Consider the following 22287-nt stretch of genomic DNA (forward strand, 5'->3'; position numbering starts at 1 on the left):
GGGTGAATTGAATTGATTTTATCTGAACCAACAGGTAAAAAGAAGAACGATAAAAGTTTTGTTTTAACTGAAAAAAACAACTTATTTCAGGTAAATGTTACTGTTGATTTTTTTAACGGGAGACTCTGGGTTAATGAGTATAGCTTTGAAGAGCCGGGTAATTTTGTTAATTATTTATGGAATATAGCTGCTGAATACAACCTGGAAAAGATTATTTTGCCGGCCCGGGGTAGAAACCGGGAGATTCTAGAGCAAAAGGGTTTTAATACCGAAGGCCGGGTGGAAGGGTTTTTCCACGGCGAAGCCGCCTGCTTTCTCACCGCTTACTTACAAAAAGCCAGGCGACTTAGCCGCCACCTGCCTGCTCAAATGGCTGTACTTAAAGAAATTACCGCCCGCCCGCGGGTTGAGCCGGCACCCCTTCCTCCGGGCGTAGAACTAAGGTCACCGGGTAAGAACGATATCCAGCCATTGTCTCGCTTTTTCAGTAAAGTTTTTTCTACCTATCCCACCCCGCTGGATAATCCGGAATACCTGGCTGCTTCCATGGAAAAAAATATATTTAAAATCCTGGCTCAAGGAGAACAAATTATCAGTGCCGCCGCGGCTGAAATTAATTCTAATTATAATAATGCAGAACTGACAAATTGTGCTACCCTTCCTGGTTACCGGGGACGGGGCCTAATGGCCAATTTAATTGCTTCACTGGAGCAGGATTGTGCGAAGCAAGGCATCGGCTGCCTTTATAGTTTGGCCCGTGCTTCATCGTACGGAATGAATTTGATTTTTCGCCGGTTGGGTTACCGGTACCGGGGTACTTTAATTAATAACTGCCATATTTGTGGCAGTTATGAGAATATGAATATATGGGTTAAAGCTTGACCGAAGGTACCGGAAGATTCCGGCCGGCAGGCGCAGCAACTGGTACCGGAACAGGGGGAAGAAGAGCCCCCTGAAACGATTGTCAATGTTAATAATTCCACCTTGAGCATCTCATTATTGATAATAGTTTTTACAGTTATTTTATTGGGATGGGGTAATAAGGTGGGTCATAATATAGAAAATAGCACCATGGATACAGCGGCTCCTCCGAGAACAACCCAAAGGGTGTCGATTTTGGTGTATCGCTGGGCCGCCACCGCTCCCAGGGCCATTGTCCAGGTGGGTATATCCACCAGAATGTCGGTGGTCAGCCTGATTACAACCGCCCACAGCGTGCCTATAAAGGCGGCCACAACCCCGCGCACCACGAGGCGGATATTGGGTACCTGCCCTGCCCGGCGATACAAGTCGGCAGTGAGGTTAATAATGCAGAAAGTGGGAAGGTAAATGTTTATGGTGGCCACCAGGGCCCCCATAAGGCCCGTTGCCTTGTAGCCGATGAAGGTGGCGATTTTAGTCAAGGGGCCCGGGGTGACCAGGCTCAGGGCAAGGGCCGCGGTAAACTGGTGGGTGGTAATCCAATTATAATGGTTGATGGCTTTCTCCTGGATAAAGGGCAGCATGGCGTAACCGCTGCCGAAAACCAGCCCGCCCAGTTCCATAAAAGTGATGCCCAGGTTAGTAAAGACTTTTGTGGTGCTTATTAGGATTATATTGGTCGCGACAACGGCAGCCACCAGTCCCGCGGTGATGCCCAACTTTTTCCAACTAACTGGCTGGGGTTTGTTTCCCTCTTGGGAATGCTGCACTGTAAGCCCGGCCATTTTTTCGGCCCACCAGGGGAAGCGCCGGCTGATTATTACGAAGGCGATACTCAACAGGGTAGCCAGGAGGAGAATCCAGTAAATGCTTAAATGCAGCCAGTAAATCAGCGAAAAGCCTCCAATTGCCAGGATCCAGTTTTGTTTACTGGTTACCCCGGACTTCCACAGGTTCAGCACGGTATTTATTACCAGACCCACTACCAGTGCTCCCAGGCCTTTGAACAGGCTGGATACAATGGCCAGGTCCCGGTATTCAGTATAAAGGTAGGTAAAAAACAGCATGAATACAAAGGCCGGTAACAGGTAGGCGCCGGATGCAAAGACTGAGCCCCAAAAACCACGGAGTCGGTGACCCAGGTAAATCATCAGGCTTACTGCCGGGGCCCCGGGTAAAATTTGGGAAAAGCCTACTCCCTGTAAGTATTCTTCATCGGTAAACCACTTTTTTTCTTTTACCAGCCAGTTTTTTGCCTCGCCCAGGGCTGCCAGGCTGAAAGAAAGGGCGCCAATCCGCAGAAAGGTGAGGCTGATTTCACCCAGGGAAATTTTTTTATCTTCAGTCCGGGGTTTTACTTTTTCAGGCATTTGTGGATTTCTCCTTTTACTAAGTGCAAAATGCACATAGATATCTTTTAATTATATTATCACTGTATTATTATGGATGCAATACATTTTCCTTGCCTTCTTCTAATTTATAAGCCACTTCCGCCCAAGAAAAACGCCGGTTTCCCGGTGTTTTAATGAATGTTTTTTGGTACCCTCCGGCCTGAACATTTTTTCGTAGTTAATATCTTTGTCCTAAAGACCCTCAAGTTTTCCATTATGTTAAAGATACGGAGGAATGCCGGTCCAGTGTGTCGAACTTACAAAAGCTTTAAAAAATTATCCCTGCAAGTCCTTTGTTTTCCAATAAGGCTGATAAAGTAATAACTTTTGGGCCGGCAGGTAAAGAGAGGATGAAGGAAAAGCTGTGAAGAGGAAGATAAAGATATTTTTTCTGAAGAAATATAATACTTTATTTTTGCTGGCCATGGCGGGGACGGGTGTGAGCTGGTTTTCTGCTTTTGAGCTCAAGCCCGCCGGCGAATTTGATCTGCAGGACATAGTTATTGAAGGGCTGGTGCTTTTCCTAATTTTTGCAGCTTATATATGCATCCTCAAGCTAAAAATTACCAAGCTGCAGCTGGGCTGGAGCATGTTGGCCACCGGAAGGTTAATTGATTTTTTTGACGAGTTGACTTCCGAGCCGGAGTTTTTTGATATCATATTGGAAGGAATATTGGTTATCGGCGGCCTGGCGCTGACAGTATGGGGATTTTATCAGGCTTATTTAAGCTTAAGGGATGAAAACAAGGCGCGAAAAAAGACCGAAAGGCGCCTTATGCGCAAGCGGGAGATACAAAAGTGCGTAACGGAAGTCATAGAAGCCATAATTGCTGAAAAAGACCGGGACGGGTTGTTCCGGCAAACCTGTCAAATCCTGGTTCAGGCTCGTGACTATAGGCTGGTGTGGATTGGCCTGATTAAAGAGGGCACCGAAAGGGTCATTCCAGCAGCTCACGCCGGCTATGAAGAAAGTTACCTGGATAATATAACCGTTACCTGGGACCGGACAGAAACCGGTAGGGGCCCCACCGGTACAGCAATCAGGACCGGAAAGCCTTCTGTAATTAAAAATACCGGCTCGGATCCTTCTTTTGAGCCGTGGCGGCAGGAGGCACAAAAGAGGGGTTACGCTTCTGTGGCCGCTGTCCCTTTGACATGCAGGAAAAGGATATTCGGTGCTTTAACTGTTTACTCTACATACCCGGATGCCTTTGACGGCGAAGAGGTAGAGCTCCTCCAAATTCTGGCCAGGAGCCTGGCCCACGCCTGTTACGCCTTGGAAACAGAAGAAAAGCACAAAAAGGTGGAAAAAGCACTGAAAAAATCGGAGGAACATTATAGAACTTTAGTTGAGGCACTGGGGGAGGGAATAGTTGTTACCGACCTTGATGAAAATATCGAATATGTAAATCCGGCGTTATGTTTTCTCCTCGGACACCGGAAATCTGAGCTAATCGGAAGGAATTTAAAGGACTTCATACCCCCGTCCCAGTGGCCCATTGTAAAAGAGCACAGCAGGCTGCGATTGGAGGGTAAAAGCTCATGCTACGAACTTCAAATTATAACCCGGTTCGGGGATGATAAAATTGTCAGGGTAACAGGTGTACCTGTAAGGGACGAGGTGGGAAAAACCATAAAAACGCTGGGTGTCTTAAGCGATATAACCCAATTAAAGGAATTGGAGAAGAAACTCCTCAGACAGGCCAGGGAAGACGGGCTGACGGGTCTTTATAACCGCCATTATTTTGAGGAAAGAATTAAGGAAGAAGTTAAGCGGGCCGGCCGGTACGGGTATTCTCTAACTTTCGTTATGATTGATGTAGATAACTTTAAAGAAATAAACGACCGTTTTTCCCACCTGGTGGGAGACGAAGTGCTCAAGGAGATAGGCAGGGTTTTAAGGGCGTTTGTGCGGGAAAGTGACCTGGCTTTCCGTTACGGCGGTGACGAGTTCTTGCTCGTTCTTCCGGAGACGAACAGTGAGGGAGCGCAAAAATTAGTTACCAGGATACAAAAGCAGGTAAAGGCTGCCCGGGAAAATGGCAGATTGGGAGAGATTGAGCCAATATTAAGCTTCGGTATTGCCACCTGGGAGCCGGGGAGTGGCAGGAAATGGGAAGAAGTGCTCAAAGAAAGCGACCTTAGAATGTATGACCAAAAAATAAGTAAGAAATGCTGAGTTGTTATGCAGGTACTGGTCCAGCTTGCCGGTTTTCTGCCATTTAGGTTGCGGGAATAACCGGCAATTTTCATTGGTACAGGCCGCACCTGGCTGCCCGGCTGCGACGTGGGTGGTTTGCTTTCCTTCTTTTAGCCGACCTTAAGCTCTGCCTTAGCGATACACAGGCAGTTTTTTTTTGGGGGATCCAATTCCCGGGTAAAACTAAGTTATTTGCCTTGATAGGGAAAATGGTCTATGTGTCGAAATAAAAACATATAGCATTTTTCTTGGGGGGATATCAACATGCTCAGAAATTCTTGTAGGAGCCTGGCAGGGGTTATATTAGTGTTAATGTTATGTATACTTCTACAGGGCTGCGGCGGCGAAAAAGGGCAGCAACTCCCTTCGGAGCCCGGAGGGGGACCCGGTTTTCCGGTTACCATTACCGATGACCTGGGCAGGGAGGTAACAGTGGAAAAGGCTCCCCGGCGTATAGTTTCCCTGGCTCCCGTGAATACGGAGATTCTTTTTGCCCTGGGGCTGGGCGACAGGGTTGTGGGCGTTACCAGGTTTTGCGATTATCCTGCCGAGGCGCGGGAAAAGCCTAAAATTGGCGGCTTTTCCAATCCGAGCGTAGAACTTATTACAGCCCAAAGGCCGGATCTGGTTTTAGGGACTAAAATGCATAAAAATTTGGTCAATCAGCTGGAAAAGGCCGGCCTGGTTGTGGTGGTTTTGGAGGCCGAAAGGCTGGAAGATGTTCTAAAGAATATAACGATAGTGGGTAAGATCACGGGATCAGTGCAAGAAGCTGAACAAATTGTTTCCAATATGCAGGAAAGGATAGACGTGTTAACTGCTAAACTAAAAGAAATTTCCAGCGAACAAAAACCCACTGTTTACTTTGAAATATGGCCGGATCCCCCTACCACGGGCGGAGCGGGGAGCTTTTTGGACAGTTTGATAAATGCGGCCGGCGGGAAAAATGTAGCTGGAGATATCCAAAAGGATTGGGTGACTTTGAATCCTGAAGTACTGATTGAAAAGAGTCCTGATGTTATAATTTTTTCCCACCACGGTTCGTCCGGCCAGACGGTGAAAGAGTTTAAGGAGCGCAAGGGCTGGGAGCAGGTAGCGGCGATTAAAGCCGGGCGCGTTTATTTAATTGAAAATCCTGATTTGGTGGAAATTCCCGGGCCCCGCGTGATAAAGGGGCTGGAGATTATGGCCAGGTATATTCACCCGGAGCTTTTTGACTGATATTGGAGGAGTCCTTGTTGAAATTACCTAACAGGACCCGGTATTGGAAACTAATTTTTTTGCTGTTGCCGATGCTTCTTGGCCTGTCGGTGATCCTTTGTTCAGCCATTGGACCTGCGCCTATTGGATTTTTTGATGTATTAGCAATACTTGCCGGCAAAATTCCTGGCCTGTCCAAGCTTTTTGCCAGCGAAGGGTGGCCTGCATCCCATGAAGTGATAGTGTTTCAATTTCGCCTGGCACGGGTAATTCTGGCCGTATTGGTTGGTGCTGCCCTGGCAAGTTCCGGGGTTATCCTTCAGGGTCTCTTGCAAAATCCCATGGCCGACCCTTATATTTTGGGCATTTCTTCCGGAGCGTCCCTGGGAGCCATTATGGCAATTCTTTTTGGCCTGGGGGAGGACGCATTGGGAGCCTATACCGTCCCCGTGATGGCCTTTGCGGGTGGGACGGGAACGGTTTTTCTGGTTTATAATTTGGCCAGGGTGGGCAACTTCATTTCCATGTCAACAATGCTGCTGGCTGGCATTGCCGTGGGGTCCTTTTTTTCCGCCCTTACCTCTCTGGCCATGGTAATCAGCGGGCAAAATTTGCACCAGGTGGTTTTCTGGTTGATGGGCGGTCTTGCAGGGCGTGGCTGGGAACATGTAAAGGTGCTGCTTCCCTATGTCGCAATAGGGATTGTTCCCATGCTTTTGTACTCCCGGGAATTAAACTTAATGCTTCTGGGGGAGGAACAGGCCCGGCACCTGGGGGTGGAAGTGGAGAGGCTCAAGCAAGTAATGCTGGGAGCGGCCACCCTGGTAGCGGCAGCTGCCGTGGCTGTCAGCGGGATAATTGGTTTTGTGGGACTCATTATCCCCCATGCCGTCAGGCTGTTGGTGGGGCCTGATCACCGCGTGCTGCTTCCCGCTTCTGCCATTGTGGGAGCTGTTTTTCTGGCCGTTATGGATACCGTCGCCAGGACTGTTGCAGCTCCCTTGGAGATACCAGTGGGGGTAATTACGGCGTTGTGCGGCGGGCCTTTTTTCATTTATCTTTTGAGAAAGAAAAAGGATCCGGGGTTTTAAAGGGGGAGGTGTATTATGGACGATAAATTATCCTTTTGTTCCTGGAGCGGTGGAAAAGATTCTTGTCTTTCCCTCTACCGAGCTCTCAAGCAAGGGTACCAAGTAAGTACCCTTTTTTGCATGTTAACTGAAAAAGGCCCTCATTCCAGAACCCATGGCCTGCCCCGGGATTTACTCGAGGCTCAGGCAGGTGCCCTGGGCATTCCCATTAGGTTCGAGAAAGCAGCATGGGAACATTACGAGGCCAATTTCCTTTTAGTTTTAAAAGATTTTTATACCAGTAATATAAGGCGAGGTATTTTCGGGGACATCGACATTGAAGGGCACAGGGCTTGGGTGGAGCAGGTGTGCCAAAAGGCGGGAATGAAAGCAGTATTGCCCTTATGGAAGGAAGACAGGTCGAAGCTGCTGGCCGAATTTTTAGGCCTGGGCTTTTCCACGATTATTGTTGCTGTAAGGGAAGATGTTTTGGATGAAAGCTGGTTGGGCCGTAAGTTGACCGGGGAGGTTATTAATGAGTTAAGGGAGCTGGGGGTGGATGCCGCGGGAGAAAACGGTGAGTATCATACTTTTGTATGCGGCGGGCCAATTTTTAAACATAATGTACCTTTCAAAGTAAAAGGCAGCGTGAAGTATCAAGGATACGCTTTTTTGGATATAGGCGGAAAGTTATGAAGCTGCTCGGGGGGTCGGCCTTATGACGGCGGTTTTAAAAATCCTTGACGTGGAATGCTCGTACGGGTCGGAAAAAATATTAAACGGTGTGAATTTCTCCATTGAGCGGGGCAGCTTTACGGGAATTATCGGCCCCAATGGTTCCGGCAAATCTACTCTTTTGCGGTGTATAAGCCGAGTATTAAAGCCTTTAAGGGGAGTCGTTCTTTTAGGTGAGCATAATCTTTACGGCCTGGGGGCACGCGACGTGGCCAGGAAAATGGCGGTTGTTCCCCAGGAAACGGGAATAAACTTTTCTTTTACCGTGGAAGAAGTGGTAATGATGGGGCGCTCCCCTCACCTGCGGCGCCTGCGGCCGGAAGGCAAAAGGGACTATGAGGTTGTTGCCCGAGCAATGGAGCTCACCAATACTCGTAACCTGGCTGAGCGGCCGGTTACTGCCATAAGCGGCGGGGAGCGCCAGAGGGTCATTATAGCCAGGGCTTTGGCCCAGGAGCCGGAAATTATTCTCCTGGACGAGCCAACCTCGCACCTGGACATCAATCACCAGCTGGAAATTTTAAATCTGCTTCAGAGTTTAAACCGAGAGAAAAAGCTTACCGTAATTTCTGTTTTTCACGATTTGAATCTGGCTGCCCAGTACTGCGACAATCTGATTTTTATGCAAAAGGGCAAAATATTCGCCCTGGGTGCGCCCGAAGAGGTGCTGACGGCAGGCAACATTAAGGACGTTTACGGTACCGATGTACTAATAAGGACCAACCCCGTAACCGGGCGTCCAGCTGTAATGCTGCTTGCCCAGGGACGTCAAAAAGATTTTCCCAGGGGGAGGGTTCACGTGCTTTGCGGCGGTGGAGCCGGGTCCGCTATCCTGGGGCTCCTGGCCAACCATGGTTATGAAGTAACGGCAGGGGTACTAAACACCGGTGACATCGACTGGGAGGTGGCGGGGTTTCTGGGAATCAGGGTGGTGGAGGAAGCACCGTTCAGTCCCATTTCCGAGGAAAGCTACCGGGTTAATTTGAAACTAATAAAAAATTCCGGGGCCTCAGTGCTGGCCAGCATTCCTTTTGGGCGCGGCAATTTAAAAAACCTGGAGGCCCTTCACAGGGCCCGGGAATGGGGTAAGCCCGTGCTTTTGGTGGAAGAGCAGGGTATAGATGAGCGTGACTTTACAGGTGGGGAGGCTGTGCGCCTTTATCAGGGGCTTATAGAAAAGGGCGCGGTTGTTGTTAAAAAGGGTGTGGAAATTTTAGATCTGTTGCCAGTTCTACAATAATAGAAAAACGGTGGGGGGGAGATTTCTTTGTTCGGTAAAAAGAAGTATACATACCTTGAGGTAAATGGAGATAAATACCTATGCGCTTACTGGTACTCCAAGGATGACAAGCTGTGGTACGGCGAATCAATAGATACAAGTCTTTACCCTACAATGTGTCAGGCTGAAAATTACGAGTCACTGGTGGAAAAATTAAAAAAGCAAATAGAGATAGACTTAAAGAAGACTTAAAGACAATAAATTAATACTGAGCCCGGACGGGCTCTCTCTTTTAAGTTGTAAAAGGGGGTTTTTATATGCCGGGAATCTTAATTGCTCCCGGCGGGCCCGGTTTCCTTTTCTTTAAACACAGGGTATGCAGATGGTGTTAACAAAGGCGTATTTCGAAATTTGCTTGTTTTCGAAATGGCGGCAACAGCATGCATCATGGTGCAAACCAACGTGTTTCATTGAAAATACCATTACTTCCTGGTAATACTACCCTTTCTTGTTATACTAGCTGATCTATCCATTAAAGGAAGTTAGCTAAATCGCTGCTGCTTAATTATGAGATTATCAACGAATTTTTGAAATATGTGAATAAGTTTTGAGAAATTAGAGGAAAAATAGTTGGATAGTTGTTTATTACAAGTATAATATAAATTAATTCAGCTGCGGGAAATTTCTGCAGGCCCGCTTTATAAACATTGGTTGCCGAAGCCTGGGAGATGAAAAAATTTATTAGCGGGGGGTATATAATTGTTAGTTTGTGATTTTATGTTAAGAAGTGTTGAAAACTTTGCCGGGCGTACGGCTGTAATTTTTCAAGATAAGGAAATAAGTTACGCGGAATTGGCAAAAAGAGTGGGATGCCTGGCGGCAGGATTTAAATCCCTGGGGATTGTCGCCGGGGAATATGTGGCCATTTTAATGTCCAATCACCTGGAGTTTATAACTGCTTACTGGGCCCTCAATTTTGTGGGCGCGCCGGTGGTACCTATCAACCCGCTGCTTAAAGAACCCGAAATTAATCATATTTTACAAGACAGCAAAGCCGTAGCAATAATTACCGCATCACCCTTTGCCCGGCTTATTCATACCTTAAAAGAACAATTACCCAATTTACGTAATATAATCGTGGTAGGTGAAAAGTCAGCACAAGACCAAGTAGACTACAGGAAATTATTAAGCTTTAAGCCGGATTTAAGTCGCCCGCCTCTGGAAGAAAATGACGTGTCCGCCTGTTTGTTTACATCGGGCACCACCGGAAAGCCGAAAGGGGTTATGCTTACTCATAAAAACTTGGTGTTTGATACGGAAGCGGTTACCAAAGCTATTGGCGTGGATTGTCGCGAGCGCTACCTGGGGGTATTACCTTTTTACCATGCCTTTGCCGGGACCGTTTGCATACTGGTGCCTGCCTGCACCGGTGCCTCGGTGGTGGTGATGGAGCGGTTTTTGCCAAGGGTAGCGGTAGAAAACATAAAAAAACATCAAGTAACCATTTTTCCTGCCGTTCCCGCCATGTACGCAGCTATTTTGCAGGCCGCAAAAAATGTGGATCCCAAGGATTTAGCTTCATTGCGCATGTTTGTTTCAGGCGGCTCCGCCATGCCCGTGGAGATGATGCGCACCCTGGAGGAACTTTACGGGATAATCGTGCTGGAAGGAAACGGTCCCACGGAAACTTCTCCCATTTCCTATGTTAATAGATTGGAACTGCGGAAGCCTGGTTCAGTAGGTCCGCCTTTGCCCGGGGTTCAGGTAAGTATTGTAGATGAGAACGGGCGGGAAGTGCCTAAAAATACAGTAGGTGAAATAATTGTAAAGGGCGATAACGTTATGAAGGGGTACTTGAACCAGCCTGAAGCCACCGCTCAAGCCATACGCGACGGGTGGTTTTATACCGGGGACCTGGGAATGATGGATGAGGATAATTATGTTTATATAGTAGACAGAAAAAAAGATCTGATTATAGTAGGCGGGTTTAATGTCTATCCCCGGGAGGTGGAAGAAGTATTGTATAATCACCCGGCGGTGGCGGAGGCTGCCGTGGTGGGAATATCTGATAAAATGCGCGGGGAAGTTCCCAAAGCTTTTATAGCTTTAAAGCCCGGGTATAAAGTTACCGCCCGGGAAATAATTAATTATTGTCGAAATAACCTTGCTGATTACAAGTGCCCCCGCCAGGTTGAGTTCAGGGATGAGTTACCCAAGGGGCCCAATGGAAAAATATTAAAGCGAGTACTAAAAGAGGGGCCGGGTGAGAGCAGTACCTCATATTAAAGCCCTGGACTGCCTTTATCCAGAGTTTTTCTATTTCTTATTCCTTATAATATCCCTTATACTTTTCGTTTATTTTTGTAGCCAGGTTGTTCGGCGGGTCTTTATACGGGTTTTCTCTCAGGTACTTACCTTTAACATCCTTGTCCCAAAGCTCCCCGGGGGATTCTTCCTTCACTAGTTCGTGCTGGAAGGTTTTTTGCTCTTCGCGGAATTTATTTTCGCTCATAGTTACACCTCCGTAACAGGTGAAATATAACTGCAAATATAATTTGCCGTGAATATTGGTAATATTCTTTGGGAGCAAAGGATATTTTTCTATTTTTTATAGGTATTATTTTCCATTATAAAGTACAGCAGGAAAAGCGGTCCGGCCTGTCGAACTTACAAAATTTAAGGAAATACTTAACCTTTTATGAATGATAAGGGAGTGACATAAATTAAAAATTTTTACAAGAAATAATTTGTAACAATTGACAGATAAATTTTTAAATTAGTATACTAGTAGTATAACTTGATAATAAGGCCCCAGGTGTTTTTTAGAGGTACAACCTTTCTGCCGTTTGGCCGGGCGAGCTTAAAACCCCTGACCAGGGCGTGAAAAAGAAGAATGGGGGGAATATAAACAAGTGAGTATTGAAGCTAAAAAGTTGGATCCCACTTTCAGAGAAGAAGTAGTGGCCAAGTTTTGTACGGACAAGAACCCTACGGATCTTTACAATTGCCTGACATGTGGCATGTGTTCCGCAGGATGCCCTTTCAACGGGGTGCATGACGACCTGGACCCGCGGAAATTAATCCGTAAGGTTATGCTGGGTATGAGGGAAGAAGTCCTCAATGACCTGGCAATCTGGGTGTGCAACCAGTGTGCCCGCTGTACCATGGATTGCCCGATGAATGTGGATATTGCCGGCATGGTCCGTACCATCCGCGGAAACTTCGGGCTGAAGGCTCCGGGATTCCTCCAGGATGTTGTGGATGCACAAGTAAATACCGGCAACCAGATGGAAGTAACCAAGGAAGATTACCTGGAAACCCTGGAGTGGATGGAGGAAGAGCTGCAGGCCGAGCTGGATGACCCCAATGCCAGGATTCCCGTAGACGTAGAGGGTGCCGATTACATGTTCCTTTGGGACCCGCGGGAGATCAAGTACTATCCCATGGACATACAGAGCATCGGCAAGATCATGTACGCTGCGGGCATAAGCTGGACCAGTCCCAGTACCTGGTGGGATGCTACCCACTATGGACTGTTTAACGGTAACGACGAAGAATCCAGGATTCTTATTAAAAGAATAGCCGAAGAGGTAAAGAGGCTCAAGCCCAAAAAAGGTGTTCTTGTTACCGAGTGCGGCCACGCCATGCGAGCCCAAAGCTGGGGACGCAAGGTATGGCTCACCCCGGAAGAAGGTAATTACGAGGTAACTTGGTTGCCGCAACTGGAGGCCGAAATAATCAAGAAGGGCCTTATCAAAGTAGATCCCAGCAAGAACCCCGAGCCGGTAACTCTGCACGATCCCTGCAACGCCGTGCGCAAAGAGGGTATCGTGGAGCCGCAGAGGTATGTTCTCAGGCAGGTCTGCATGGACTTCAGAGAAATGTGGCCCAACCGCAAATATAACTACTGCTGCGGCGGCGGTGGCGGCCTCCTGGCCATGGGAGACAAGATTTACCCCTACCGCATGGCCAAGGGTAAGTTGAAGGCCGAGCAGATTGAAAGGACCGGGGCCAAGATTGTAGTCAGCCCCTGCCATAACTGCTTCGACCAGTTAACAGACATTATCAAGTATTACAAGCTGGATGTACAGGTTAAGCACATACACCACTTGATCAGTAATGCTCTGGTGTTGGAAAAGTAATGGAAAAGCCCCTGTTAAATACAGGGGCTTTTTTGAGGAAAAATGCAGGGCGGCGGAATTGTGTATGTTCTTGACGCTACAAGCTTTCTATGCTACTATTATGTGTGCAGTACGTGAGGCTTTTGTATGCGGGCGTGGCGGAACGGCAGACGCGCTGGACTTAGGATCCAGTGGGCGTGCGCCCGTGGGGGTTCAAATCCCTTCGCCCGCACCAAACCCGCTAAATTCAAGGCTTTCAGGGTTTTTCTCCTGGAAGTCTTTTCTTTTTCCCTTTGCAATACTCCGGAAAAAGTCTTGCACGGAGTCTGGCGCGTTTTGAAAAGGAGCGAAAACCATGCCCTGCAGGAGAAGGGTGTCCACCCTCCCCCCGGACATCAAAAACCGCTTGCAAAACCTTCCCCCGCAAAAAGTTCTTCTGTGAGGATGTTAGCGATGTACCAGGATATAAATTTTAGTGGGGTTTTTTACCGTTTGAAGCTTAGATAGTAGTTGTTAATTCATAGTTAAATAGAGCCAGGGAATTAAATTCAACTTGCCATTTTTATACTTTTTCTGCAGGATTTACCGCATAAGTGAAGAATTATTTTCCACTAAAGCCATGCGAGTTGCCAGTATTATGTTTAATTTGCCAGTGTTATGTTTAAAAGGATCAGTGAGGCACAGGGTAGTATCTGTTTAGGAGGGATGTTCATGGCTGATATACTTAAGGAAGTACAAGACCTTGAATATAAGATTTCCGAAATGCAATATGAGTTGCATCGAAAGGCGCGTGAATTAAAGCTGGCTATAGCGGAAGGAAAGTTAGATTTAGGGGATATCCGTTTTCCAATATGTGATGGAGGATGCATTGCGGTAAGTCCGCTACCACCTTGTTCTGGATGTTGCATTCGAAAGAGTCCTGTAACGTAAGTATTTAGGATCTTGTTCCCTGTGCCCACTAGTTCTTTTTAAGTTTTGTTGGGGGGGGGAAGCAATGAAAATCAAAGAGTTGTTGTATAAGTTTCCAGTTTTATCTGATTGCGTACATCTAGTGCGTATGCAAGATTGTTGTGCTTTGATAGATAGGTTCACTGGTGAATATATTCTGTTTCATCCGTTTTCTGGGGTCGTATTAGCAATGTGTAATGGCTCAATGTCTTTAGAAAGAATAACAAAAATATGTGCAGAAATCTTTCCAACGTCTGATGATATCGGACACGATCTTGTTCGGCGCACACTAGAACGGTGCGAGAAATTCATAGTATGGAACTCTCAACAAAAGAAAAATGAATGGAAGTACTACCCGCCTGACTTCTTATATAAACCTAGGCCGAGAACAGATTACCCCGTCCTTCCGTTAGAGAAACCCCTTCAAATGACTCTGGTTCTGACAAATGAATGCAATTTGAAATGCATCTATTGTTTTAGAGCAGCTGGTTCCAAATGGAAAGGTGAATTATCAAAAGAAGATCTTTTTGCTTTAATAGATCAGTCGGCACAGATGGAATTAAAACACTGTGCCCTTACTGGAGGAGAGCCCTCCTTACACCCTAACTTCGAGGATGTTGTTATAAGAATGCTGGAAAATGACATTTACCCCTATATCAGTACAAATGGAACCTGTATTTCCGGGGCAACTCTGTATCGTCTTAGGCAAGCGGGTCTTAAAACTATACAATTCAGTCTTGATGCAGGTACATCAGATCTATACGACAAAATGGTAGGAACATCTGGTTATTTTGAAAAGGTCCTGGGCACAATCTGTCTAGCAAAGCGTCTTGGATACAGAGTTATTGTTAAGGGAGTCGTTACCAGGTTGAATGCTCAGGACATTGGAAGTCTATTTGATGTATGTGCTGATAGTGGAGTGGACTTTGTTTTAGTCGAAGCTTTCAGTCCGGGACTTCACGGACGAGGTAATAGTGAGTTATTGCTTCCACATAAGCTTGCGTTGCAGGTACAGTATTTGGTTGAGAAGGCCAGAGAGGCTTTTTCGGCTAGCATGATGATTGCACCGTTTACAGTACCTGGAAAGTGGGCAGGCCCAGAAGATATAATATATTGCGGTGGAATGTACACTTCTTTTGTTGTTCAACCGGACGGAACAGTATGCGCTTGCGAACAAGTTAGTGATGCTTCACTTAGTTTTGGGAACATACGTGAGCAGTCTCTTTCAGAGATATGGAACTCTGCACAAGTGTTGGATTTTCTAAACCCGAACCGGTCGCAGTTGAGGGAACCGTGTAGGAGTTGTGAATACTTCAGCAGGTGCAGGTCTGGGTGCTTCAATTATTCTTTACAGTACTCTAGTGATTTGTTTGCTCCGGATCCGCGTTGTTGGAAGGTAAGATTGGGGCAGCATAACCCTCTGATGATAGATGTTCAACAGAATACAAGATAGCCCGGCCTTGCGCCGGGCTTTTTCATTTTTCAAGAAAGCCTCTACCAGTTTTCTTTATTCAGTCTGTGCCCGGTTTCACGTACCGGGCCTTTGCGAGAAGGCATTAAGTGGGAATATGGAAATTGAAATTCTAAAAAACTATACTGCAGCTTCTGAAGTGCCTAGCACTTCAGTCCAGATATCAAAGGCATGACCTTTGATAGCATGCTCCACTCAGGCATCCAGGTGCTGATTTAAAGCAACAAAATGAGCGCGCCAGTACCAGGTCTTAAGGCTCCTTACCCGGCAGCGTTCCAGTTCATAATCCTTCTTTTTTCGGCTGAAAGACCGCTCCGAACTGGACCACATATTATATACCCTCTTCCAGGCCTCGAAATTGCGCGGCGTAGGGGTAAAGAAGCGCAGGTCATCATGGGGTTTGGTATACAAGGTAAGGATAAACATGCCTGAACTCAGCCAAAGATACCACACCCATCACCGCATCATGCCGCTGAGCCTGGGCAAAGCGGAGATAAACCGCAAGTCCTGTAATTGGGCAGTGTTTGGTGTTAAGATAACATACTTAAGAAATACTTTGGATTTCTAATGTAATGCCGGCGATAATTTTAAAAAGGGTCGACTTCCCGCTCCCGTTCAGGTCGATGATGACCCTGATTTCTTGGTCGATCGTCAGGGAGACATCCCGAAGCACTTCGTGCTGCCCATTGAAAAGCCGGTAGATGAAGTGGCTGAAGTTTTAAGCCGGGCCACTCATAACCGGGTCGGGTTCAAGCATGCTGAGCTCCTAAAGGGAAAAGCCAGGATGTCGGTGGGTATAAGAGATGGCCTTAAAGGTGCCAGGATGGAGCTCCAGTACCAGCTACGCCGGGTCAAGGAAATCCTTAAGGAATGCGAGTTGGTTGAGGCCCGCCTGGCAGAACTGTTGAAGGAAATCCCTTATGCCGGGTATCTGCTCACCATCCTGGGAATGAGCATACTGCGAGTGGCTACCATAGTTTCCGAAGTGGGCGACCTGAACAACTACCGTAATGCCAGGCAGTTAATAAAGCTGGCCGGCCTGAACCTGGTGGAAAACAGTTCAGGTACCCGCAAAGGGCAAACTGCGCATCAGCAAGCGGGGCAGAGCAAAGCTGCGCTGCGCGCTCTTCCGGGTAGCCCTGGTTTTGGTGGCCAGAACGCTGCAAGGTAGAGCGTAAGAAGGAAAAACCAGCAAGATGAAAAGACAACCGAGGACAAAGAAAAAGAGAACGCCGCTTGATGAAAAGAGCGCTCTCTCAATTTTTCTTGAATTACAACCAATTATACGATTGCGGAACTTACTTCGTCAACATATTTATACTCTGGAGGGCAAAAGCAACTTTATGTCAATTACAGCCTATTTGTATTTTCTTATCTTTTTCCATAAATCTTGAAAGAATTCTACGAATTTTATACCATAATTATCTATTATATTCATAATTATTTTTATAATTATTATATTTACTAATATAATAATTATAATTTTTAAAGTAATATCCATGATTTATCCTTCATTTTAAACAATCTTTACGGAATATAAGAAGTGTCAAACCTAGAAAAGCCATCTATATCGATTGACGAAAGTCTAATGCCATAGCCTTGAACGCCAAAATAAAATCCAACAGTATAATCATAGTCCATTTGTAAATATGAGTTGCTTGTCCAAGCATTATATACCTTATTTGTTAATTTGCGTATTTCATCTATTTGATAGTAATAAGCAGTACCGCTGCTGTCTGACGCTATTTCGATACTCGCTCCTAATGCATCTGTCCAATACTTTGTTGTTCCACTCTTATAATATCTTCCAGTTGCAGAATATCTCATAACTAATGAGGAGGTGACGGTTGCATTGCGGGATACAGTTGCAGTACCAGTCTCCTGAGTAGTGATATCATTAGTTGGTGATGAAGTGGAGGAATAAATGTACCAGATTAAAACACCGTATTCATGGTGACATCCTCTCCCCAATAAATTGGGGAGCATTTCGGTGCGGAACGGCCCAGCACTCAATTTATTGAGTGCTGGATTGGAGAGGTAGTGGTTGATGCAGCGCATCCACCTTTCTTCGCGGCCGGCTTCTTTCTTGACGCGGGAGAGCCTGCCCGCCTGCTGGAGTGCTTTCCGCTGTTCTGCCCATTGTTCCTTACGCCACCTTACCCGACGGCCGTCAAAAACACGTTATTGTTGTAGGGTGGTTTAATGCGAAGCATTCTCAGATACTTTTTGCCACCGCGTTTGTTGCTGGCCTTTTAGGCCCCCTAACAACTGTGTAATAAAGAATTTTTATTTTATGCCAAATCTTTCATTGTAAAAGAAAAAATCCTCGTGGTCCCAGCAGTAACGAGGATCATACCCATTCCAATGAGACACTCCAAGACGGGAGTCTGGGAACAGCCTACCGGGCCGGTGGGAGCTGATGTTTTGGACCGGGGCAGTTGTTCAGGCCCTAGCCAACTTATCTTTTCACTAGCCGCATACACACTTTCCCAATCCCATAGGCCAGCCCAAAAGTTATCAGCGTTCCGATGAGGCCGGCCATGGAAGTTGCCAAGGTCTCATTTCCTATTCCAGGTACGACATAATCGGGAATCAGAGACTTAATGACCTCTTTCCCCTCAGCCATTTCGATAAAGCCGAGGTCTTCTGCTACTCTTTCCAGGCCGTCCGGGTGCGGACAGGCAAACGGTGACAGCACGACAGCTACAAACAATGCAACAATTAACCCTATCATGAATTCTTTTTTCATTCGTCTCACCTCACACTTTGATGGCTTCCGAACCCAAATCGCTCCGCACCTGACTAACGAGTCCTACCACCGCAGTGGTAATTAGCCCCTCTCCGATGCCAATCAGCGCATGCCAGCCCAGCATGGCATGAAAAATCATTCCTGCCGGCGCAGTGCCGGAAACCGTAAGCTCCAAAGCACAAGCCAGAGCAGCAAGTACCACAGAACACCACGAGGCCACAAACGTGGCAGCAAGCATTGTTCCTCGGCTCTGGGAAAATCCAGTAATCGCTCTGTATATCCAGTAGCCCGCAAAAGGAGCAATAATGCCCATATTCAATATATTGGCTCCCAGTACAGTTACCCCACCGTCCAAAAATATAAAGCACTGAATAACCAGAATTGTGGTCATGATAAGGCAGGCGGTTCTGGGGCCCAGCAGAATTGCAGCCAGAGTACCACCAATCAGGTGTCCGGAAGTGCTGCCGGCAATAGGAAAGTTAATCATTTGCGCAGCAAAAATGAAGGCTGCCATCATACTCATCATAGGAATGGTCTGTTCTTGCAGTTTTGTCCTTATTTTGTGAACCACGTGAGCTAGCACTCCGGCGGAAATCGCCGCCGAGATTGCCCACGTTTTTGGGTCTAAAAGACCATCTGGAATATGCACTACAACCACCTCCTCGTTTTTGCCCGCACCCTGCACAATGACCCGCGGCTCGCGGCAGAAAATTGTCGGGCTGGCTGCATTACCCTACCGCAGTGTGAGTCTGTCCTATCTCTACAAACTCTGTCCCTTCACCGTTCATGCGGTAAATCACTGCCCGGTTACGTCCCAATCGCTTGGCTTCCAACAACGCTAGGTCCGCCTGGTGGAGCAAGATGCGCATTTCTTCTTCTGGATTATGCGCGTTACCGTTTGTCCGCTGCATGGCGCCCCCCAGGCTAACCGAAACATTTAATTTGTTGGCTTGATGGGTGAATACATGATGTCTGATCACCTCCATTATCCTCTCGATAAATGCACTGGCCCCGGCGAAGGCATCGACATGTAAGAGAATGACAAACTCATCGCCGCCGTATCGACCCACTATGTCAGAATTACGCACTACGTTTTTCAACAAGCCGGCAATTTCCCTGAGGACGAAGTCGCCGCAGGCATGACCATAGGTATCATTGATGGTCTTAAAGTTATCCACATCAACCATTATTACCGCCAGCGAGTCTCTGCTCTCCTGTGTCCGTTTCAACTCTGCAACAATTCGCTCCATCAGGAAGCGCCGGTTATAAACCTGAGTAAGATGATCGACAAAGGCCATTTCCTTCAGCAGTTGATTCATTTTAACCAGCTCAGCCTGTTTTTGCCTGCGTTCTGCCTGGAGCAGTTCCAGTTCCTCGTTACGCTGCCGAATCTCTTCTTTTTGCTTCTTCAATGTCTCAATATGCTCGGTGAGTTCACCATACATCTCCTGTAAACGCACCGACATTTTGTTGAAGGCCCGGGTTAATACCTCTACCTCACCCCGCGAAGTTACTTCTATTTGCTGGCCGAATTTTCCCAGTGCAATTTCGTCGGCTTCTTTAGCCAACTGCCGGAGCGGCTTGGTTATGTGCTGTGTAATCAAAGAACTGAGAGGAATGGTCAACAGTGCCAGCAGCAGTAGTGTAAGCAAGATCATGGTAAAGCTTTGAGCGTAAAAACCGTACAAGATAAGACGCTTTTCTCCCTGCACAACGAGTACTGCGTCGGTCCCAGCCAAACGACAAAAGGCTGTGTAGTAACTGTTACCAGCACGATCCCGGTAGGTGCCCACCCCGGCGTTTCTTTCAGTAAACCATCGCAAGACTGTATCCTCCACTTTGCCCGGCTTTGTAGGGCTGGTTGAGCCCGCCAGAAGTGTGCCGTCCGGTTTAACTAAGCACACGGCAATTTTATTCCACTTCACTTTCTTAGGGTGATAGCCGAACCTATACAGCCACTGTACCTTCGAAGTGCAATTAATCTCTTCAATTTTTTGCAAGAAGTCGGTCGTTAAAATCCACTGTACCTGTTTACGCGGCAGTTCCGCCCACACTACCCCGTCCTGAAAAGGAAAGGCAATAAGAAGCCCTCCTTTTTCATCATTAAGAAGAATCGGCTGCCGCTGTTTACCGGCTACCGCTGTTCGAAACCACTTCTCTATGGCAACATTTTTACCCTCTTCACCGGCAGTATCCAGCAAAACTATTCCCTTGGCATTGGTATAGGCAATTCGTTGATAATTGTTGGACCGGGCGCGGGCCATTTGAAGAATCTCGTTATTCCATACTGATTGAGGAGCAGTTTCAATGACGGAAGACAGTCTTTGCAAATCCAAAGTTCGCTCTTGAAACCACAGATCAATATGGCGTGCTTGCTCCCGGCATATGGTATTGAGAATCTGATACGTAGAATGTTCAGCTGTGACCACCATGTAATTGCAAAAAGCGTAGAAGAAGATACCCGATGGCAGGAGGGTAAAAAATAAAAACCACTTCATCAAAGATTGGGTTAACGACTGCCGCACAATTCACCATCCTTTATTTTACGCACCAATTTTTCAAATTGGTGCTGAAAAACATCCACCACCACCGGATCAAATTGGGTCCCGCAGCATCTTACAATTTCATCGCGCGCTTCGTGTGGCAAAATCATACTCCGGTAGGGGCGGGGAGAAGTCATCGCATCAAAGGCATCGGCAACTGCGATTATCCTGGCCCCCAGCGGTATCTCTATGCCGGTAAGTTGGCTAGGATAGCCGGTGCCGTCGTAGCGCTCGTGATGGTACAATACCAGGGGGAACAGCGGTTCTAAAGGACAAACCCTTTGTAACAGCACTGCTCCCCACCGGGAATGTTTTGTTACCACACTTTTTTCGACTTGTGTCAGCGGGGTCGGTTTGTAGAGAATATTCTGGGGAACCCTGGCCTTACCGAGATCGTGAAATAAACCGGCTAGGTATATTGTTTGGCGCTGCTCAAATTCCAGGGCGAGCTCTTCCGCCAAGAGCAACGCATAGTTGGCCACACGTAAGCAGTGCGTATACAATAACCGGTCGCTCAAAAAGATGCCAAGTTCTTTTGGTATCGAGTGAAACTGTGTGCTGCTGAAGCACATGGAAGAATTGATGGTTTGCACTAAAAATACCCCCTAAAAAACAGCACAAAAAAGCACGAATAGTCCAAGTTTGATAGTCAAACCTCATTTGGGATCGTTTCAAAAAATAAAAATCCAGTAAAACACCTGCTTCGTAGGTAAAAACATCTTCGTGGTTGGGTGAGAAATTGAGCAAATAAAAAAGGTCACTCAGCTGAGGGGGGATACTCCCCTGCATAAGCCTTCGTGACCCACTTTGTCCTTGTCTTTATTTAAATTAAAAACATTGGTGAATTTAACTTAACAACTTTAACAAATTAAACCAAATCCTTACTTAAAGATTTTACTCAATCATCTAGAAATGTCAATAGTTTTTTAATATTGCTTTACACTTCCTTTGACTTACAATATATATGTAAGTCAAGAAAAGTTCAAGACATCTTCCAAGTTTTTCTTGTTAGGATAAATAAGGTAAGCTTCGGAAAAAATAAAATTAATTCAATCAAGCATAAGGAAATTAATGGTTGCTGTTCCGTTACTGGTCTTAGGGGGTAACATTAAAAAGAAGCTATAATTAACATAACCAGTAGGGTTAAAAGTTAATTTTTGATATTAAACCGAGGTGGTCTTGTTGGAAATAAAGGATAGATTCACCAGGGGATTTATCGCGGGATTAGTTGGTGGCATTGTAATGAATATTTTGAGCTTTACATCTTATTATGCCAACATTGCCGAATTACGCTTTCTGGATTGGGTAGCGGTTGTAATATATGGTTTAAAACCCCAAAATTTTTGGGAGGCTGCGTTTGCCCAGCTGGCACAACTGTTCTTTGTAGGTATATTAGGAATAATCTTTGCTTACCTGATTCCTAAGATAACAAGCAGGAACTATCTTTTAAAGGGATGGCTTTTTGGAATTACCGTATGGTTTTTTCTATACGGTCTTAAACTATTGTTTAAGGTCAAGTTGGCCGTACCGTTACATCTCGACACAGCGGTATCAGACTTTGTTGGTGCTTTCATTTACGGCTTGGTTTTAGCCGAAACGTTGCGTTGGCTGGAGAATAAAGTAAAATCAGGTCTTTAATTACAACTATCGATCTGACTCTAAAATATATTTTTTAGATAAAGAGTATTTTTTTGGGTGTTAATCAGTTTATAGATTGAA

21 protein-coding genes, 1 tRNA gene and 1 pseudogene are annotated in these 22287 nt (G+C 46.4%); 15 read left to right on the top strand and 8 right to left on the bottom strand.

From position 1 onward, the window contains the following. Nucleotides 1–12 precede the first annotated feature (12 nt). Nucleotides 13–882: a putative beta-lysine N-acetyltransferase gene (gene ablB, locus ACX4JR_RS02830; RefSeq protein ID WP_476059545.1), complete on the top strand. Its 870-nt coding sequence runs from the start codon at nt 13–15 to the stop codon at nt 880–882. 167 nt (nt 883–1049) lie between these two features. Here ablB and chrA read toward each other — a convergent pair whose 3' ends face one another. Continuing rightward, a complete protein-coding gene (gene chrA, locus ACX4JR_RS02835) occupies nt 1050–2291 on the bottom strand; it encodes a chromate efflux transporter (protein WP_476059546.1) in 1242 nt (413 codons plus the stop codon). A 385-nt stretch (nt 2292–2676) separates the two neighbouring features. Between chrA and ACX4JR_RS02840 the strand changes: the two genes are divergently transcribed. The 7 genes from ACX4JR_RS02840 to ACX4JR_RS02870 all read left to right on the top strand — a co-directional run bounded on the left by ACX4JR_RS02840 (nt 2677) and on the right by ACX4JR_RS02870 (nt 11022). Next, a complete protein-coding gene (locus tag ACX4JR_RS02840; RefSeq protein ID WP_476059547.1) occupies nt 2677–4491 on the top strand; it encodes a sensor domain-containing diguanylate cyclase in 1815 nt (604 codons plus the stop codon). Nucleotides 4492–4776: 285 nt separating this feature from the next. After that, nucleotides 4777–5733: an ABC transporter substrate-binding protein gene (locus ACX4JR_RS02845; RefSeq protein ID WP_476059548.1), complete on the top strand. Its 957-nt coding sequence runs from the start codon at nt 4777–4779 to the stop codon at nt 5731–5733. A gap of 17 nt (nt 5734–5750) precedes the next feature. Then, on the top strand, nt 5751–6803 hold the full coding sequence (locus ACX4JR_RS02850) for a FecCD family ABC transporter permease (RefSeq protein ID WP_476059549.1): 1053 nt from the start codon (nt 5751–5753) through the stop codon (nt 6801–6803). A 15-nt stretch (nt 6804–6818) separates the two neighbouring features. Then, entirely contained in the window at nt 6819–7478 is a 660-nt protein-coding gene (locus ACX4JR_RS02855) for a Dph6-related ATP pyrophosphatase (RefSeq protein WP_476059550.1), read from the top strand. 22 nt (nt 7479–7500) lie between these two features. After that, nucleotides 7501–8757, top strand: a complete 1257-nt coding sequence (locus tag ACX4JR_RS02860; RefSeq protein WP_476059551.1) for a heme ABC transporter ATP-binding protein — start codon at nt 7501–7503, stop codon at nt 8755–8757. 27 nt (nt 8758–8784) lie between these two features. Then, the gene (locus ACX4JR_RS02865; RefSeq protein WP_476059552.1) at nt 8785–8988 is read left to right on the top strand and encodes a hypothetical protein; all 204 of its coding nucleotides are present in this window, start codon (nt 8785–8787) and stop codon (nt 8986–8988) included. Nucleotides 8989–9513: 525 nt separating this feature from the next. Next, nucleotides 9514–11022: a long-chain-fatty-acid--CoA ligase gene (locus ACX4JR_RS02870; RefSeq protein ID WP_476059553.1), complete on the top strand. Its 1509-nt coding sequence runs from the start codon at nt 9514–9516 to the stop codon at nt 11020–11022. Between the two features lie 37 nt (nt 11023–11059). Here ACX4JR_RS02870 and ACX4JR_RS02875 read toward each other — a convergent pair whose 3' ends face one another. Next, complete coding sequence (locus ACX4JR_RS02875; protein WP_476059554.1) at nt 11060–11248, bottom strand: hypothetical protein; 189 nt, start codon at nt 11246–11248, stop codon at nt 11060–11062. A 400-nt stretch (nt 11249–11648) separates the two neighbouring features. On the opposite strand from ACX4JR_RS02875, the gene ACX4JR_RS02880 reads away from it, so the two are divergent. From ACX4JR_RS02880 to ACX4JR_RS02895, 4 genes are all read left to right on the top strand, one after another. Then, the gene (locus tag ACX4JR_RS02880; RefSeq protein ID WP_476059555.1) at nt 11649–12878 is read left to right on the top strand and encodes a (Fe-S)-binding protein; all 1230 of its coding nucleotides are present in this window, start codon (nt 11649–11651) and stop codon (nt 12876–12878) included. 128 nt (nt 12879–13006) lie between these two features. Then, nucleotides 13007–13092 (top strand) — tRNA-Leu (locus tag ACX4JR_RS02885). Nucleotides 13093–13568: 476 nt separating this feature from the next. Next, entirely contained in the window at nt 13569–13787 is a 219-nt protein-coding gene (locus ACX4JR_RS02890) for a hypothetical protein (protein ID WP_476059556.1), read from the top strand. Between the two features lie 64 nt (nt 13788–13851). Beyond that, nucleotides 13852–15258 carry a radical SAM protein gene (locus tag ACX4JR_RS02895; protein ID WP_476059557.1) on the top strand — a complete coding sequence of 469 codons (1407 nt, stop codon included), beginning with the start codon at nt 13852–13854 and terminating at the stop codon, nt 15256–15258. 213 nt (nt 15259–15471) lie between these two features. Here ACX4JR_RS02895 and ACX4JR_RS02900 read toward each other — a convergent pair whose 3' ends face one another. Then, nucleotides 15472–15702, bottom strand: coding sequence for a hypothetical protein (locus tag ACX4JR_RS02900; RefSeq protein ID WP_476059558.1), 231 nt, complete (start codon nt 15700–15702; stop codon nt 15472–15474). 397 nt (nt 15703–16099) lie between these two features. Here ACX4JR_RS02900 and ACX4JR_RS02905 point away from each other — a divergent pair. Next, nucleotides 16100–16339, top strand: a pseudogene (locus tag ACX4JR_RS02905) (transposase); the annotation flags it as partial. Nucleotides 16340–16388: 49 nt separating this feature from the next. Then, nucleotides 16389–16454: a hypothetical protein gene (locus ACX4JR_RS02910; RefSeq protein WP_476060457.1), complete on the top strand. Its 66-nt coding sequence runs from the start codon at nt 16389–16391 to the stop codon at nt 16452–16454. A gap of 349 nt (nt 16455–16803) precedes the next feature. Here ACX4JR_RS02910 and ACX4JR_RS02915 read toward each other — a convergent pair whose 3' ends face one another. The 5 genes from ACX4JR_RS02915 to ACX4JR_RS02935 form a co-directional block, all read right to left on the bottom strand. Then, on the bottom strand, nt 16804–17334 hold the full coding sequence (locus ACX4JR_RS02915; RefSeq protein WP_476059559.1) for a hypothetical protein: 531 nt from the start codon (nt 17332–17334) through the stop codon (nt 16804–16806). A gap of 400 nt (nt 17335–17734) precedes the next feature. Next, a complete protein-coding gene (locus ACX4JR_RS02920; RefSeq protein ID WP_476059560.1) occupies nt 17735–18025 on the bottom strand; it encodes a PDGLE domain-containing protein in 291 nt (96 codons plus the stop codon). A gap of 10 nt (nt 18026–18035) precedes the next feature. Continuing rightward, complete coding sequence (locus ACX4JR_RS02925; protein WP_476059561.1) at nt 18036–18674, bottom strand: energy-coupling factor ABC transporter permease; 639 nt, start codon at nt 18672–18674, stop codon at nt 18036–18038. Between the two features lie 79 nt (nt 18675–18753). Beyond that, the gene (locus ACX4JR_RS02930) at nt 18754–20550 is read right to left on the bottom strand and encodes a sensor domain-containing diguanylate cyclase (RefSeq protein WP_476059562.1); all 1797 of its coding nucleotides are present in this window, start codon (nt 20548–20550) and stop codon (nt 18754–18756) included. After that, complete coding sequence (locus ACX4JR_RS02935) at nt 20535–21161, bottom strand: HD-GYP domain-containing protein (RefSeq protein WP_476059563.1); 627 nt, start codon at nt 21159–21161, stop codon at nt 20535–20537. The genes ACX4JR_RS02930 and ACX4JR_RS02935 overlap by 16 nt, the downstream gene beginning before the upstream one ends. 589 nt (nt 21162–21750) lie before the next feature. Here ACX4JR_RS02935 and ACX4JR_RS02940 point away from each other — a divergent pair. Beyond that, on the top strand, nt 21751–22206 hold the full coding sequence (locus tag ACX4JR_RS02940; protein WP_476059564.1) for a hypothetical protein: 456 nt from the start codon (nt 21751–21753) through the stop codon (nt 22204–22206). Nucleotides 22207–22287 lie beyond the last annotated feature (81 nt).

The sequence above is a fragment of the Desulfofundulus sp. JL263-se genome (assembly GCF_056316025.1).

Excerpts from the sequence above, each read along its gene's own strand:
- chrA (WP_476059546.1), bottom strand. The coding sequence starts at position 2,291 with ATGCCTGAAAAAGTAAAACCCCGGACTGAAGATAAAAAAATTTCCCTG.
- ACX4JR_RS02845 (WP_476059548.1), top strand. The coding sequence starts at position 4,777 with ATGCTCAGAAATTCTTGTAGGAGCCTGGCAGGGGTTATATTAGTGTTA.
- ACX4JR_RS02855 (WP_476059550.1), top strand. The coding sequence starts at position 6,819 with ATGGACGATAAATTATCCTTTTGTTCCTGGAGCGGTGGAAAAGATTCT.
- ACX4JR_RS02860 (WP_476059551.1), top strand. The coding sequence starts at position 7,501 with ATGACGGCGGTTTTAAAAATCCTTGACGTGGAATGCTCGTACGGGTCG.
- ACX4JR_RS02870 (WP_476059553.1), top strand. The coding sequence starts at position 9,514 with ATGTTAAGAAGTGTTGAAAACTTTGCCGGGCGTACGGCTGTAATTTTT.
- ACX4JR_RS02875 (WP_476059554.1), bottom strand. The coding sequence starts at position 11,248 with ATGAGCGAAAATAAATTCCGCGAAGAGCAAAAAACCTTCCAGCACGAA.
- ACX4JR_RS02890 (WP_476059556.1), top strand. The coding sequence starts at position 13,569 with ATGGCTGATATACTTAAGGAAGTACAAGACCTTGAATATAAGATTTCC.
- ACX4JR_RS02895 (WP_476059557.1), top strand. The coding sequence starts at position 13,852 with ATGAAAATCAAAGAGTTGTTGTATAAGTTTCCAGTTTTATCTGATTGC.
- ACX4JR_RS02900 (WP_476059558.1), bottom strand. The coding sequence starts at position 15,702 with ATGTTTATCCTTACCTTGTATACCAAACCCCATGATGACCTGCGCTTC.
- ACX4JR_RS02915 (WP_476059559.1), bottom strand. The coding sequence starts at position 17,334 with ATGCGCTGCATCAACCACTACCTCTCCAATCCAGCACTCAATAAATTG.
- ACX4JR_RS02920 (WP_476059560.1), bottom strand. The coding sequence starts at position 18,025 with ATGAAAAAAGAATTCATGATAGGGTTAATTGTTGCATTGTTTGTAGCT.